Annotated in this window: 10 protein-coding genes; all 10 read left to right on the top strand. The window is 61.7% G+C overall.

Features of this window, described 5'->3' with window-relative positions:
* The first annotated feature begins 3 nt into the window (after positions 1 to 3).
* Entirely contained in the window at positions 4 to 2,589 is a 2,586-nt protein-coding gene (gene tssH, locus ACMGG9_RS14795) for a type VI secretion system ATPase TssH (protein WP_414161519.1), read from the top strand.
* Between the two features lie 64 nt (positions 2,590 to 2,653).
* Complete coding sequence (gene vgrG / locus ACMGG9_RS14790; RefSeq protein WP_004935351.1) at positions 2,654 to 4,915, top strand: type VI secretion system tip protein VgrG; 2,262 nt, start codon at positions 2,654 to 2,656, stop codon at positions 4,913 to 4,915.
* A gap of 12 nt (positions 4,916 to 4,927) precedes the next feature.
* Complete coding sequence (locus ACMGG9_RS14785; RefSeq protein ID WP_414161518.1) at positions 4,928 to 7,153, top strand: DUF2169 domain-containing protein; 2,226 nt, start codon at positions 4,928 to 4,930, stop codon at positions 7,151 to 7,153.
* Positions 7,143 to 8,297 (top strand): pentapeptide repeat-containing protein, encoded by a 1,155-nt coding sequence (locus ACMGG9_RS14780; RefSeq protein ID WP_414161517.1) that lies wholly within the window; start codon positions 7,143 to 7,145, stop codon positions 8,295 to 8,297. Before ACMGG9_RS14785 ends, ACMGG9_RS14780 begins: the two co-directional genes overlap by 11 nt.
* The gene (locus ACMGG9_RS14775; protein ID WP_033643657.1) at positions 8,290 to 8,904 is read left to right on the top strand and encodes a DUF3540 domain-containing protein; all 615 of its coding nucleotides are present in this window, start codon (positions 8,290 to 8,292) and stop codon (positions 8,902 to 8,904) included. Before ACMGG9_RS14780 ends, ACMGG9_RS14775 begins: the two co-directional genes overlap by 8 nt.
* 6 nt (positions 8,905 to 8,910) lie before the next feature.
* On the top strand, positions 8,911 to 9,276 hold the full coding sequence (locus tag ACMGG9_RS14770) for a PAAR-like domain-containing protein (protein WP_033643656.1): 366 nt from the start codon (positions 8,911 to 8,913) through the stop codon (positions 9,274 to 9,276).
* A 9-nt stretch (positions 9,277 to 9,285) separates the two neighbouring features.
* Positions 9,286 to 9,792, top strand: coding sequence for a type VI secretion lipoprotein TssJ (locus tag ACMGG9_RS14765; protein WP_033643655.1), 507 nt, complete (start codon positions 9,286 to 9,288; stop codon positions 9,790 to 9,792).
* A 1-nt stretch (position 9,793) separates the two neighbouring features.
* A complete protein-coding gene (tssK, locus tag ACMGG9_RS14760; RefSeq protein ID WP_021505816.1) occupies positions 9,794 to 11,152 on the top strand; it encodes a type VI secretion system baseplate subunit TssK in 1,359 nt (452 codons plus the stop codon).
* The gene (icmH, locus tag ACMGG9_RS14755; protein ID WP_414161516.1) at positions 11,149 to 12,660 is read left to right on the top strand and encodes a type IVB secretion system protein IcmH/DotU; all 1,512 of its coding nucleotides are present in this window, start codon (positions 11,149 to 11,151) and stop codon (positions 12,658 to 12,660) included. Before tssK ends, icmH begins: the two co-directional genes overlap by 4 nt.
* 35 nt (positions 12,661 to 12,695) lie before the next feature.
* Complete coding sequence (gene tssM, locus ACMGG9_RS14750; protein WP_033643653.1) at positions 12,696 to 16,175, top strand: type VI secretion system membrane subunit TssM; 3,480 nt, start codon at positions 12,696 to 12,698, stop codon at positions 16,173 to 16,175.
* Positions 16,176 to 16,186 lie beyond the last annotated feature (11 nt).

The raw sequence follows: 16,186 nt of genomic DNA, 5'->3' as shown, positions 1-16,186 counted from the left end.
AAGGTGTATCAACGAGAACGTCTTTTTTCGCGATTGGGCCACTTTGCCTATCAGTCGTTCGTCGAAGCGACCAAGCTGTGCCGAACCTTCAGGCACGAATACGTGGAGCTGGAACACTGGCTGAAAGTCCTGGTGGACAAGGAGCGCGGCGACTTGCCGATGATCCTGGCGCACTACGCCATCAACAGTCAGCGCATCAGCGATGCGTTGGATCGCATTCTTCATACCTTGCCTAACCGGACGAATGCGGTGGTGGATCTGTCGACGCAACTGGAAACGGTGGTGGAAAGAGGGCTGCTGATGAGCCAGCTCGCCGAAACGCCGTCCGGCGGGGTGCGCACCATTCATATCCTGGTCGGCATTCTGCAGGATCCCACGTTGCAGCGCAGCCTGTACCGGCTGAGCGACGAGTTCAAAAAACTGCCGATCCCGCAGCTGTTCGACGATTATCCGGCGATTCTGGCGGAGTCCGTCGAGCATGAGGAAGAGGAAGAAGAGGTCTACAGCGCCCACGGCGATGCGCCGGAGGCGTCCGAGACGGTCGATATTCTCGATAAATGGTGCGCCGATCTGACCCGCCAGGCGCGCGACGGTGAAATCGACCCGGTGATTGGCCGCGAAGCGGAGCTGCGCCAGGTGATCGACATCTTGCTGCGTCGCCGGCAGAACAACCCGATTTTGGTGGGCGAAGCCGGGGTCGGCAAAACGGCGGTGGCAGAAGCGCTGGCCTGCAAGATAGCCCAGGGGCAGGTGCCGCCGCTGCTGCAGGGCGCCCGGTTGCTGTCTTTGGATCTGGGGCGCATGCAGGCCGGGGCGAGCATGAGGGGCGAATTCGAATCGCGCCTGAAAGCGCTGATCGACGCCATCGCGCATTCGGCGGTGCCGGTGATCCTGTTTTGCGACGAGGCGCATACGCTGGTGGGCGCCGGCGGGCAGGCCGGCACCGGCGACGCCGTCAACCTGTTGAAACCGATGTTGGCCAGGGGGGCGCTGCGCATGGTGGCGGCGACGACCTGGTCGGAATACAAACAGTTCATCGAGCCGGACGCCGCGCTGACGCGCCGTTTCCAGTACGTGTTGGTTTCTGAACCCGACGAAGAGAATGCGGTGAACATGATGCGCGCCATCGCCCCGCATTTTGCGCAGCACCACAGCGTCAAGATCCGTGAGTCGGCGCTGCAGGCGGCGGTGCATTTGTCGCTGCGCCATCTGCCGTCGCGGCAACTGCCGGACAAAGCCATCAGCTTGCTGGACACCGCCTGCGCGCGGGTGGCGCTGAGCCAGCATGCGCTGCCTGAAAAAATTGAGTCGCTCGAGGCCGGGTTGGCGGTGAAGCGCACCGAAATGAACGGCCTGCAGGAGGAAAGCAAATTCGACGGTCTGGCGCTCACCCGCATCACTGAATTGCAGCAGACCCTCAGCGACATGGAAGGCGAACTGGATGCGCTGCGTCAGCGGCAGGCGCAGGAGCAACAGGCGGTCACCACCTTGCTCGACGCGGAGCGGCAGTCGCCGGAGCGCTTGCCGCAGCTGGCCTCCGAGCTGGGAGCCTTGCAAGACGGCGGCCTGCCGTTGGTGTATCCGTGGGTGGACGACCGCGTCGTGGCGGAGGTGTTGTCGGATTGGACCGGCATCCCCACCGGCCGCATGCTGCAAAGCGATCTGGACAATGCGCTCAATCTCAACCAACTGCTGAGCCGCCAGATATTCGGCCAGCAGACGGCGATCGATGAAATCGCGCAGGCAGTGCGCATCTCCCGCGCCGGCATTCAGGCGCACGATCGGCCATTGGGCGTTTTCATGCTGTCCGGCCCGAGCGGCGTCGGCAAAACGGAGACCGCGTTTGCGCTGGCGGAGGCGATGTACGGCGGCGCGCATAACCTGATCGTCTTCAATATGAGCGAGTTTCAGGAATCGCATACCGTTTCCACCCTGAAAGGGGCGCCGCCGGGCTATGTCGGCTACGGCAAGGGCGGCAAGTTGACGGAGGCGGTGCGCCGCAAACCTTATTCCATCGTCTTGCTCGACGAATTCGACAAGGCGCATCCCGATATCCACGAGGCGTTTTATCAAGTCTTCGACAAGGGCGTGATGGAAGACGGTGAGGGCCGCATGATCAGCTTCCGCCAGTGTTTCATTTTAATGACGAGCAATATCGGCGCCGGCGAAATAGAAGCGACGCTGGCGGAAACGCCGGATCTGAAAACCGAAGCGCTGCGGCCGATGCTGCACGACGTGCTGGCGCGCTTCTTCCCGGCGGCGCTGTTGGCGCGCATGAACGTCATTCCCTACGTGCCGCTTTCTACCGAAGCGATAACCCATATCGCCACCAAACAGATTTCGCGTTTACAACAGCGTTTGCACAAAGAAGTGGGCGTGTCGCTGGTGCTGGAAGGCGACATTCCAGGCTGGATAGCCAAACGCATCAGCGCCCATCCTTCGCGCGGCAGAGCGGTCGAGTCGCTGCTGCAGCAGGCGATTTTGCCGCCCATCAGCAATGAAGTGCTGCAGCGCAAACGGACGGGACAGGAACTGCAGAATATCCAACTCATGGTCGAGAACGATAGTTTAAGTGTTTATTTCGACTGATTTTTAATTTGCCGCCGGCCCGCAAACGCGGGGCGGGGTTCGATATCGGATCAGAGAGGTTGTTATGCCTTTAATCGAAATTGATAACCCGGTGTTAGCCGAATTAAATGCGTTTCCACTCAGCTTCACCACCAAAGAAGGGTTGTCGAGCAACTCGCAATATACGCTCGAATTCGAATGTGAACAGGCGGACGTTGATTATGAATCTCTGCTGGGTCAAGGGATCAGCATTCAAATAGAAAGGCCGGATTTCGGCGCGCGGCCGTTTTACGCTTACGTGATCGGCGCCTCCGATTCGGGGCAGCATCAGGATAAGTTCGTTTATAAGCTGGAGCTGAGCACCTGGCTGTGGTTTTTGATGCAGAACCGCAACAGCCGCATTTTCCAGGATTTGAACGTGCTCGACATCATCGAGCAAATCTTCTCGCGCTACGGTTTTGCCGACTACCGTCTGGATATTCAAGGCACTTATCCGACGCGTGAATATTGCGTGCAGTTTTCCGAAACGGATTTCGCGTTTATCAGCCGCCTGCTTGAAGACGAAGGCATCTGGTATTACTTCGATCACGCCGAGGATAAACACACGCTGGTGATCACCGACCGGCAGAATTTCGACGATCTGGATTTCGGTTACGCCGTGTTGCCGTTCATGCCGGACAGCGAAGAAAACCGCGCCATCCGCGAAGGGATCCAGCGCATCCAGCGTTCACGCAAAGTGCGCCCGAATGAAATCGTGCTGCGCGACTTCGACTTCCAGAACCCGCGCAAGAACCTGCAAACCAAGGTGGAAGAGAGCCGCCTCGGCCTGCAGAACACCCCGTTGGAGTGGTACGACTACGCGGCGGGTTATGTGGATACCGAACGCGGTGAAAACCTGGCGCGGCTGCGCCTTGAAGAAATGCAAAGCGACGGCCATCTGCTGTTTGGCGAGAGCAACGCCGTCGGGCTGATGGCCGGCAAGGATTTCTCCTTGATTTTGCACCCGGACGCCAACCGCAACCGCCGCTTCAAGCTGACTCGCTGCGACTATGTGTTCGTGCAAGACGGCCCGGACAGCAGCAGCGACGGCCGCAACGTCACCTGCCGTTTCAATGCGTTGAACGACGACGTGCCGTTCCGCCCGCTGCGCGAAACGCCAAAGCCGCAGATGCCGGGCATCCAGAGCGCCACCGTGGTCGGCGCGCCCAACTCCGAAGTGCATACCGACAAATTTGCGCGCATCCGCGTGCATTTCCACTGGGATCGCTACAAAACCACCGAGGAAGACAGCTCTTGCTGGATCCGCGTGGTGCAGGCCTGGGCCGGGAAAGGCTGGGGCGTGATCGCCATGCCGCGCGTCGGTCAGGAAGTGCTGGTGACCTATGTCGACGGCGATCTCGATCGTCCGATGGTGACCGGGATTGTGTATAACGGCGACAACCCGCCGCCTTATCAGTTGCCTGAATACATCAACTACTCGGGCATGGTGTCGCGTTCGCTGCGCTTCGGCAAGCCGCAGCATGCCAGCCAGTTGACCTTCGATGACAACCGCAACAACGAACGCGTCATGCTGCATGCCGAACGCGATCTGCAAACCACGGTGGAGCGCAACCAGGCCACCGAGGTGGGAATGGACAAGTTCGACATCATCCGCCGCACCTTTACGGACTGGTTCACCAACCACGTCTCTTACAAGGATTACGTCTTCAGCATTACCGGGTTTGACGCTTCGATTAAAGGCGTCAGCGCGTCGATGACCGGCGTCAGCCTCACCGCCACCGGCGTGAGCACCTCGTTTACCGGCGTCAGCACCTCGTTCACCGGCGTGAGCACGTCATTTACCGGCGTGAGCACTTCGTTCACCGGGCTGAGCACCTCGTTTACCGGGCAGAGCACCAGCTGCACCGGCGTATCAAACTCGATGACCGGCGAAAGCAACTCCTTCACCAGCATCAGCAACAGCATGACCGGCGAAAGCAACAGCTACACCACGGTCAGCACCAGCCAGACCGGCAGCAGCACCAGCTTTACCGGCGTCAGCGTCAGTACCACCGGCTCGTCGACCAGCACCACCGGCTGCAGCATCAGCACCACCGGATCGTCGACCAGCACCACCGGCTGCAGCATCAGCACCACCGGCAGCAGCGTGAGCACCACCGGCAGCAGCGTCGGCACCACCGGCAGCAGCGTCAGCAGCACCGGCAGCAGCGTCAGCAATACCGGCAGCAGCGTCAGCAATACTGGCAGCAGCACCAGCACGACAGGGGTGTCGATCAGCTATACCGGCGCGTCACTGTCCGAGACCGGCGTCGATTTGAAAAAAGTCGGGATGCAAAGCAAAAACTAACGAGGCGCGGCAATGAGAATCATACGGCCACAGCAATTGGTGGCGATTAAAGGAAGTTACCAGATCGGGACAGACAGCCGGCTCGGCATCAGCGTCGTGGCCGGATGCTACCTGTCCCGGCCTGAGCACTTCGTGAACGAAGCCGAAATCTGGGAGGCGTGGAAGCGCGTGCCGCTCAGCCTGCCGATATTGGATGTTGCCGAGCCGAAGCCGTTCGCCGAATACCTGATCGCCGGCCATGCCGGCATCGGTCAGCCAGTGAAAACGCTGAATGTCAGCGCCGACATCGGCGGGCTGAAGCGCCGTTGGCGGGTCGAGGGCGAGGGACGGCGCGGCGCGATGGAGGTGGAACCCTTCCTCAGCGTGCCGCTGGATCACACCTCCGCCTGGGGCGGCAAAGACAACAAGGAGAACCCGTTTGGCCGCGGCTGCAATGACGGGCTGCGGCCGCTGCTGATGACGCTGTCCCCCGAGGGGACCGCGCAGGAGCGCTCTCCGCTGGCGGCGCCGGCGCCGGTGCCGCACGAGTTTGCGCTGCGCAAGGCGCACATCGATAAGGTGGCGGGCCAGATCGCCGGCAAAGCCTATCTCGAGACGGCATTCCCCGGGCTGCCGGCCAATATCGATCGGCGTTATTTCCAGATGGCGCCGCCGGCGCAGTGGTTGCCGGAAGCGGCGTGGCCGGATCGGGTGCCCTTCGAGTTGCAGGGTGTTGGCGCGCAAAGCGAGGCGATTCGCGGCGAGCTGCCGGCGGTGCGCGGACGGGCGTTCATCCGCCGTCACGATAGCGACAGCCTCGAGGAAATCGAGCTGCAGCGCAAAACGCTGTGGTTCCTGCCCGACAGCGACATCGCTTTGCTTATCTTCACCGGCAATGCGCCGTTGACGCATCTGCTGGACGAGTCCATCGAGTCCGTCATGCTGGCGTTGGATCGCTGCGATGCGCCGCGCTCGTTCGACTATTTCCAACAGGTATTCCGCAAGCGCAGCGACGATGACGCCTCGCCCTTTGAGTTTCTGTTCGATCCGGATCTGATGCCGGCGGAGATGGGGTTGAACGTCATCCAGGCGGTGTCGGATCACCCCAGCGATTTGCGTTACGATCCGTCGCCCACCTCTCTGGGCGATTCCGCCGTGTTCTATCAACGCATCCGCGAGGCGATCGCCTTGCACCAGCAACAAGCGGCGGCGGAGCCCGCTTCTGTGACGTTGCCCGATTTGCCGGATCTTCCCGCCGAAGACGGCAATGACGCGTTTTTCCCCGATAGCGCGACCGTGGAAGGGAAGACTTTCACCGGTTTGCGCTGCGAGGCGCTGTCGGGCCGGCATTTTCTGCAGTGCCGCTTTGAGCGCTGCGATTTCTCGCAGGCTTCCCTCGACGGCTGCACCTTCGAAAACTGCGTTTTTGATGCGGTCAATTTGACGCAGGCGGAGCTGCGCCAGATCCGCATGATCTCGTGCACGCTGCAAAAGCCGTTGCTGGCGGAAAGCGTGTGGCAAGAGGCGGTCTTGGAACGGGTGACGCTGGCGGAGCCTCAGGGGCAAGGGCTGCGCGCCGACCACGTGAAGCTGGATAACTGCGTTTTCGAACGGGGCGATTTCACCGCGAGCCGCTTTGAACACGCGGCGATCGGCAACGGCATGTTTAATGGCGCGACGCTGATTCGTGCGCAGTTTCTGCAAGGCGAGCTGGACGCGTGCGTGTTTAACCGCTGCCTCGCCGAAGAGGCGGTTGCGCTGGAGATGACGCTCACCAAAAACTCGTTCCTTGGCGGCAACTGGCGCGGCGTGCGGTTCGAACGCTGCCGCGTCGAGAGCCTGACGGCGGGCATGCAGGCGAACTTTTCCCACGCTGTGTTCAGCGATAGCTGTTTCACCAAAGTGGGATTGAAAGCGGCGCGCATGGAGAGGTGCCAACTGCTGTACAGCGTTTTCACTGAATGCAACTTTGACGAGGCCGATCTGACGGCCTGCGCGATCGCCGGCTGCGATCTGGCCGGCGTGCGGTTTAAAGACAGCCTGTTGACGCACTCACGTTGGCAAAACAGCAGCGCTCAGCAAGGCCTGTTTTATAACGCCGATCTGCGCGATGCGGAATTTGACCAGTGCAATCTGGCGGCGGCGCATCTGGCGATGACCTGGCAGGACGCCGGCACGCGGTTCAGCGGTTGTCTGCTGGAGCGCGCGTGTTGGGTGCCGCGCAGAATCATTCATGGGGACTATGTGCATGAAAACTGAAAGCCGCGTGATTCAACAGGCGCTGCCTGACCGAGAGGCGATCGAACTGGAGGTCGCCCAGGCGGTGGCGCAGACGCCGCCCATGCCGCGGATCTTCAAGAAACGCCGGTTCCACGATCGCGAGCTGAAAGGGTTGACGCTGAGCGACTGCTTTTTCATCGACTGTCATTTCGAACGCGTCACGTTTGAAGGCTGTGATTTGCGGGCGGTGCGCTTTGAGGGCTGCACCCTGCAGCAGGTCAACGTGGTCGGCGGCAGCCTGATGCGCCTGTCGTTCAACGAATGCCGGTTTGAGAACCTGACGCTGCAACAGGGGCTGCTGTGCAATTTGGCGTGCAACGACACCACGCTGCAGGGGTGTTACGTCGGCGATTGTCTGCTGGATGACTGCGGTTTGATCCGGTGCGAGGTCAACGGCGCGGAAATTGAACGCAGCAGCCTGGGGCATCTGGCCGTGCAGTCCAGCACCCTGACCAACCTGATGTTTCACCAGGACGTGATACAGGACGCCAACTGGTACGCCTGCCAGCTCACGCAGTGCCTGTGGCAGGCGTCGACCCTCGAGCGCCACATCATGGGGAGCTGCCGGCTGGAGACGTGCAGCTGGCAGACGATCGCGGGGCAGGCGCGCATCTGGTTCACCTGCCGCCTGTCGGGCTGCACTTTGGCTCAGCTACAGCTGCAGGGCGCCAGTTTTCACCGCAGCGAGCTGGAGGGGTGTTCGTTCGCCGACAGCGATCTGACCTCGGCGGTCTTCGCTGAAGCGCAGGCGCTGCGCTGCGATTTCGAGCGCGCGACGCTGATCCTGGCGCAGGGGCAGAAGGCCCGGTTCAGCGAATGTGCGATGGCCGGCGCCAACTGGGGGCGCGCCATCTTGCCGCAAGCGGAATTCAGGGCGTGCGATCTGGCGTTAGCCAATCTTGAGCAGGCCGAACTGCGGGAAGCGAACCTGATCGAACAGCCGTTGACCGCCGCTCAGCAACAGAGCGCTCGCCTGCATGGCGCGCAGCGTCATCGCGCCGAAAACGTGCCGCTTACCGCCGATCCGTTCTTGAGCGCGATCGACGCCTGGTATGCGCATCAACAACCGGGGCCGCGGCAACCGTCGTATCAACGGCCAACAGGAGTAAGCAGATATGTATAAATCCAGAAGAGAGCATCAGAAGGTCTATGCCAACGCCAGGGTGACGCCTTTGCAGTTGGTGCGCAGCGCTCCGCTTCCCGAACAAGGGGGGCGCAAGGTGGTGACGCTGGCGGCCGACGCCAACGGCGGTCTGTATGTCGACGGCATGCGCGCGCATTGTCTGGCGGTCGCCACCAGCTGCCTGGTTCAGCCGCTGGCGGGCGATCGCGTTTGCGTCATCGCCGACGGCGACAAGTTGGTCATCACCGAGATCCTGTCGCGGCAACAGGCGAACGCCGTTATGACGCTGGACAGCCGCTGCGCCAACTTGCGCATCGTGGCGCCGGAGATCGAGCTGCAGGGCGGCAAGCGGCTGACGCTGCGCAGCCCGCACTTCACGCTGCTGACGCGCAGCAGCCGTTGGGTTGCCGAAACGCTGCACCAAATCTCTCAACGCCTGTTTGTGCGCAGCAAGCACGCGAGCCGGCGGGTGGAGGAAACCGACGAGGTGCTGGCCAAGCACATCATTCAGGATGCGCGGCAATCCCTCGTCATCAACAGTGAAATTGGTTCCCTGAAGTCTTCGGCGGTGCTGAAGATCGACGGTGGCCAGATACATATGGGGTAAACCACCATGACTGCAGCCAATACCAACATGGGCGGGATCGGCTTTGCCGGCTGCGACCCGATGATACCGGCGCCGGGCCCGAACACCTCGCCCAACAACACCGGCATACCGAACGTGCCTAACATTTTCATTTCCGGCGGCAATGAACAAAACCTAGGCACAACTCGTGTGGCCACCGCCGATTCGGGCGGAGTGATCGGCGCTGCCTCGGGGACGCATTCGGCCCAGGCGCAGCCGGTGCAGGGATCGGGTAAGTATTTCTCCGGCGGCATGCCGGTCACGCGGCTAGGTGATTCCAGCACGACGAACAACAACAACATGGTCTGCACTCAGGTCGCGCCGAGCCAGACCAAATGTTTCGTTAATGCATAGGAGTTCAGCATGGTGAAAACGCTCCGGGGGATTGCGACAGGGGGACTGTTGGCGGTGGGGATGCTCGGCGGATGCAGCTGGTTTTCTCACGATGAGGCTGCGGATGCGGGGCGTCGGTTGCGGTTTATCGACGTCGAGGTGACCGCCAACGACAACGTGAACCCGAATGCCGCCGGGGAGGCGCAGCCGGTCAAGGTGTGCGTGATAGAAACCAATCGCTCGGGGTGGATGCCTGAGGGAATTGGCGACGGCGCCCCTTGCCGCGAGACGGCGCCGTCGGAAGGGGCGCTGAGCCGGCACCAGAGCATTTTGCAACCGAGGGAGACGTTGCGTTATCGCTTCGAGGTGCCGGCGGGGCAAGAGCGATGGGTCGTCGTCGGGGCGGAGTTTCAGCAAATCAGCGGCGTGTTGCCGCTCGCCGAGCAAAAGTCCCCTGCGCAGGCTGATTCGCAAATGAAGGTGATGGTGGGGATGACGTCACTCAGCATAGTGACTAACGACAAAATGGATGAATGACATGTTACCTAAACAACGCGTCGCCTGGGTAGAAGGCATGTTGATGGAACCGCAGCATTTCCAGCAGCAGGAACGTTTTTTCGAGCACTTGATTGAAGCGCGCTTGCGCAGCGTCGAAACCTTCACCTGGGGGTTCCTGACGCTGGAGATCGACAACGGGCTATTGGAACAGGGCAAGTTTGCGCTGAAGAAAGCCAAGGGCGTTTTCCCCGACGGCACGGCGTTCAGCATGCCTGAGGATATTCCGTTGCCGCCGCCGCTGGTGCTGGGAGAAGGCTGCCAGGGGAAAGTGGTGTGCCTGTCCGTGCTGATGGACATCGCCGGCAACGCCCAGATCGATCTTATCCAGGATGCGCGAAAAAGCAGCCGTTTTCGCACCATGGACGCCGAGGTGCCGGATCGCAACCACGGCGTCAGCCTGGAGGGGACCCCGCGCGTGTGCACGATGCAACTGGGCAGCCTGGTGACGCGGCTAAGCCTGGAGGACGCGGTCAGCAGCGCGGAAAGCGTGCTGCCGGTCGGTTTCGTGCGCGAGCTGACCAGCGATCGTCGGGTGCTGCTGGATGAGCGCGCCTTGCCGCCGATGCTGGATTTCCGCGCCATCGGCTGGCTGCCCGCTTTCACCACCGAATTGCTTGGGCTGATCAGCCAGCGTCTGGAGTCGGTTTTCCGCCCGGACGTGCATATGACGATCGGCGGGCTTTCCGAGCTGCTGGAACTGCTGCTGCTGCAAACCTTGAGCGAGTTCAATTTGCGCATCAGCCAACTGCTGGCCAGCCCGCAGGTACATCCTGAAACCCTGTTCGACACGTTGCTGAGCCTGCTGGGGCGGCTCAGCATCATTCCCGGCGGCGAACGCCTCTGGGATCGGGCCGATTTGGTGTATCTGCACGATGAACCGCACAACTGCTACTTCCAGCTGTTCGCCTCGATTCGCCGCGCGCTGTCGCTGGTGATCGAAGCGCCGGCGGTGGCGTTGCCGTTTATCGATCGCGGCGACAGCATTTATCTGTGCCCGAACGACTCGCAGCTGCGCCTGGAAAAACTGGTGTTCGCCGTCAGCTGCGGTTTGTCCATCGAGCATCTGCGCTCGTATTTCCCCGCGCAGGTCAAACTGGGGCCGGTCGAGAAAATCATTCAGCTGATCGATCTGCAATTACCGGGCGCTCGCTTGCTGCCGATGGCCTCGCCGCCGCGGCACATACCGTATTACCCGAACAGCATCTATTTCGAGGTTGATCATGCCGACCCGATTTATAAGGAAATGATGGCCGGCTCGGCGATGGCGCTCAGCATCGTGGGTGATTTCCCCGACCTGCGTTTTGACGTCTGGGGATTAAGGCAAGGGAGGGTGGGATGAACGAATTCGAGAGAAAAATACGCGAGGCGATGGCGGTAACGCGCAACAACGCGACGCCGCGCCTTCCCGCGTCCGGCTCGGTGGGCAAAACGACGGCGGAGATCGCCGCGCTGTCCTTCGGCGCGCGGGCGCTGGCCGCCAAGCTGCGGCCGGGAAGCGCCGGGGTGGCGACGCCCCCCGAACCCAAGCCTTATGAAGCGGAAAGCGTTGCGCCGGAAAGCAGAGAGCCCGCGCCGGGCGAGCGCCCGGCCGAGGCGGCGCCGACCTCGAGCGGGCTGTTCGGCCGCGCCGCGCTGAGCAAGCCCGGCGTGATGATGGGCCATTGGGACAACCCGCTGATCGCCGCCGCTATCCCGGTCCTGCTGCAGGTGGAGCGAGTGCGCGATCAGAAACAGCTGAATCCGGGCGCGGTGCGCGCGCAGATCGTGCGTGAGATCCAACAGTTTCAGCAGACGCTGCTGGCGGATCACATCGCGCCGAGCGATGTGGACAAGCTGGCCTATCTGCTGTGCTCCTACGTGGATGAGTGCTGCATGAGCACGCTCGAATCCGGCGAACTGAATCTCAGCCTGCTGGTGGAGTTTTATCGCGACGCCTGGGGCGGGGAAAAGTGCTTCGAGCACCTGCAGGCCTATCTGGCCGCCTCACCGCGCAACAAGGAGATCCTGGCGTTTTACGATCTGATCCTGTCGCTGGGCTTCGAAGGGCAATACCACGTAATGGAACGCGGCGCGGTGCTGTTGGCCGACGTGCGCAACCGTCTTGACGGCTATCTGTACAGCCAGAACCCGACGCAGACGCTGGCCGATGCCGAGCCGAGCAACGTGGTGCGCAAGGCGACCCGCATCACGCCGCTGAAGCTGCTGTGCTACGGCCTGGCCATCGCGCTGCTGGCGTATGCCTCGGCCGCCTGGTATCTGCACGATCAGTCCCGCGCGCTGCGCAACGCCATTTTGGCCTGGACGCCGCCGCAGCCGCGCAAAATCAACATCATGGAGACGCTGCCGCAGCCGCTGCCGCAAATCCTCAGCGAAGGGTGGCTGGAGGTGCGCGCCGATCCGCGCGGCTGGCTGTTGATCTTCACCTCCGACGGCGCGTTCGCCACCGGGCAGTCGAAGCTGTCGGAAGAGTTTAAAAAGAAACGCAACATCGAGCGTTTGGGGGAAGCGCTGGCGCCGTGGCCGGGCGATCTGGAGGTCATCGGGCATACCGACAACAAACCGTATCGCAACACTTCCAACAACTCCAACCTGAAACTGTCCGAGGCTCGCGCGCAGACGGTCGCCGACAAGCTGCGCGAATCCTTGGCCAACAGTAAATACAACCGCACCGTGACATCGGTCGGCAAGGGCGATCAGGAGCCGCTGGACGACAACGCGACGGAAGAAGGGCGCCGCCGCAACCGCCGCGTGGACATCCTTTGGAAAATCGGCGAGAGGGAGATGGCTTCACCGTCTGCAACGTTAAATCAGGCAGGGGTAGCCGCCGAGGTCCCCGAGGATAACTAAGACATCCGCCGGCGTAGAGATAATAAGGAAATTATATGATACGTAGATCATTCATATTGGTGATTGCCTTGCTGCTGTGTGCGGTGGTGTGGTGGATTGGGCCGTTGATCGCCATCGGCACCTATCGGCCGCTGCTGTCGGTCTGGGTCAGGGGCATCATCATCGCGCTGATCCTGTGCTGGGCGCTCTGGCCGTTCGTGGCGACGTTCTTATCCTGGGTGTTCCGCCACGCGCGAGCGCCGGCCCCGGCCAAACGCAAGACCGCCCAGCGAGACCGCGTGACCTCGCGCTTTTACGACGCCTTGCGCACCTTGCAGTACGTCGGCACGGCGAAGCAGCGCACCCCTTGGCAGCGCTTCAAATACCGCCTGACGCGCCGTTACGTCAGCGAAAAGCCGTGGTTTCTGGTCATCGGGCCGCCGGGCAGCGGCAAAACCTCGCTGATCGGCGAAAGCGGCGAACGCTTCTTGCTGGCCGAGCACTATGGCCTGCAGCAGACGGTGGACGTCGGGCCGACCCAGGATTGCAACTGGTGGCTGGCGGAGAATTCGGTGTATGTCGACACCTCCGGCGAATGGCTGCAGTTGAACGGCCTGGGGGAAGAGGGCGCCAGGGCGCGCGACACCCTGTTCAAACTGATCCGCCGCCATCGCCGCCATCCGGGCATCGACGGCATCATGCTGTGTCTGGATGCGCGTTGGTTGCTGCACGCCTCGCTGACGGAGAGAAAGTCGGTCGCCGACGCGCTGCGCGTTCGCCTGCTGGAGATGGCCTCGTGGTTCCGCAGCGAGCTGCCGGTCTATCTCACCATCAGCCACCTCGATCAACTGGTCGGCGGCGAGACCTTCCTGTCCATGCTGGGCGACGATCTGTTGCAAAAAGGCATGGGCTTCAGCCTGAACCGCGCCGAACAGGGAGAAACCCCCTTCGAGCAGTATGAAACCCTCTACCGGGAGATGGTGGCGCGCGTCAGCCATCACGTGCTCGAACTGTTGCACGATGCGCCGGACGGCCAAAACCGCCAACAGCTGCTGTTCTTCACCGAATCGCTGGGGTCGCTGGGCAACCCGCTGTATTCCCTGTTAGAGCAGATCTTCCCGCAAACGCCGGTGGGCTACGCCTGCCATCTGCAGCAGGTGTGGCTGGGCAGCACCATCGCCTTGCCGCCGCAGGGGGCGATCTACAACGCGGAAGCGGCGGATATCTATGAAGCTCGCCCGACCGGGCGCATTTACCATCCGGAGCTGGATTACGCCCGGCAAGAACGCGGGGTGATGCAGCAGTCTTCGCACGCCAGGCCGCTCGGCAGCCGCATGAGCTCCCTGGGCCGCTATGTGCTGGTGCTCATTCTGTTGGCGGTCTCGTTTAACCTGCTGGCGATGCGTTACCTGTGGGAGAGCGATTACATCTCCTACATTGCGGCGCGCTTCGATGAGACAAAGCGCATCGTGCGCGAAATTCCGGTGACTAACCGCGTCAGCGACGATGTCATTTCCGCCTATGAGCAGCTGGGGTACATGAACGCGCAATTGGGCGGCGAAGTGTCGCCGGTGCCGAATCCCTATTTCGAGCACAAGCTGATCAACAGCGCGGCGCAAAAAACCTACCAACGCCATTTGCTGCAGATCTTCTGGCCGGCGGTGGAAAACTATATCGCGGACGAACTCAAGAATGATGTCTCGGCGTCCAACAAGGACGTCTACGGCACCCTGAAAGTGTACCTGATGATGGGCGAACCTTCGCACCGCTCCGCCGAAGCCTTGGTCGACTGGTTCATGGCGCGCTGGGAAACCTTTATGCCGCAGGGTTACACCGACATGAACAAAGGCATCTTCGCTTACCATCTGCGGGAGATGTTCTCTTTGCCGGACGCGCCGGTCATGAAGATGAACGGCGATCTGCTGCGCCTGGCGCGGGTGAAAGCGATGAACATTCCGATGCAGGTGCGGGTGGTGCGCCGCATCGAAGAGAAACCGTTGCCGGCGGCGATCAACGATATTTCGTTGGCCGACGCCGCCGGGCCGAACGTCTCCTTGATGCTGCGCCGCAAGAGCCAGGCGACGGTCACCGATACCGCCGTGCCGGGGTTCTATACCCGCGCCAGCTATCGCGACGTTTTCCTGGCGCAGCTCGATGACGCCGCCAAGGACATGATCGAAGAAGAGTCCTGGGTGCTGCGCGACAGCGCGGAAGGGAAAAACGCGGTGAACTCGCTGGCCTCGGCGCAGAAGCTGGCCGACGAGGCGAGGAAGCTTTACCTCATCGAGTATGCCGACAAATGGGATGCTTTCATGCGCGACGTGCGCGCCCGGCCGGTCAACGGGCTTGAGGATGCGGCGATCCTGGCGCGTCAACTGTCCGACCCTTCTTCCCCGCTGGCTAATCTGGTGCGCTTCGCCGCGCGCGAAACCAGCATGACCGGCACCAACCAGGGCGATGCGGCAAGCTGGTTCGATCGCCAGCGCAACCGCATCGAGCAGCAGCGGCGCGACATCCTCGGCGAGATTTCCGGCGAGCGCGCGCGTTTTCGTCTCACGCCGGAACGCGCGGTGGAAGATCGCTTCGAGCTGCTGCGGCGTCTGGGCTATCAGCTGTTGCAGACCACCAACGCCAGCAACGATCCGCTGAGCCGCAGTTTCGAAGCGCTGTACAGCCAGTTGACCACCTTGTCCACCTCGCTGCGCGGCGGCCAGGTGGTGCCCGCCGGAGGCACGCTGAAGCGTCTGCAGTTGGATGCGGCGCGCCAGCCGGAACCGGTGCGCAGCGTGATGATGGATCTGTTGCAGGTCGGGGACAGCCAGACTATTCAGCAGAGCCAAAAGAACCTGAGCAAAGGCGCTTCGTCGCTGGCCTCCGGCTTGTGCAAGAGCAGCATCAGCGGGCGTTATCCGTTCTCGCGCAACGCCAGAGCGGAGGTCGGCATCGAGGACTTCTCGCGCATGTTTGGCCAAAGCGGCGCGATGCAGCAGTTCTTCGATGAGAACCTGGCCCCTTATGTGGACGTCAACGCGCAGAAATGGAATGCCAAACCGGGTTCAGAGGGGATCGTCAATGCCAGCACGCTGGGCGCGTTTGAAAATGCCCGCCTGATCCGCGATACCTTCTTCACCGCCGGCGACAAGCTGTCCTTCTCCATGTTCATCAGGCCGTTGTCCCTGACGCCGACCATTACGGAAGCGACCCTGGATATCGATGGGCAGGTGATTAACTACAGCCATGGCTTCAGCCAGCCTACCCGTATCGATTGGCCGGGCCCGAAAGGCGGCAGCTATGTTCGACTCACCTTCCGCACCGGCACCGGCCAGATCCAGGTCGCCAGTTTCGACGGGCCCTGGGCCTTGTTCCGAATGTTCGACGCCAGCAATCCCGTGCCGCTCGCCAGCGACAGGCGAGAGCTGACGATGTCGATGTCGTCGGTGGTGGGCGTGCTCAAACTGGAATTGCGCTCGACGATGAAAGATTTCCCACTTTGGTCACGGGCGTTGCGAGGATTCTCGTGCCCGAAAGCGATGTAAACACAACCGTA

The organism is Serratia sp. BNK-10, from assembly GCF_047456065.1.
In the GTDB taxonomy this organism is placed as follows: domain Bacteria; phylum Pseudomonadota; class Gammaproteobacteria; order Enterobacterales; family Enterobacteriaceae; genus Serratia; species Serratia ureilytica.
The sequence above is the reverse complement of the archived record's forward strand: the minus strand, read 5'-3'. Positions and strand labels throughout refer to the sequence as shown.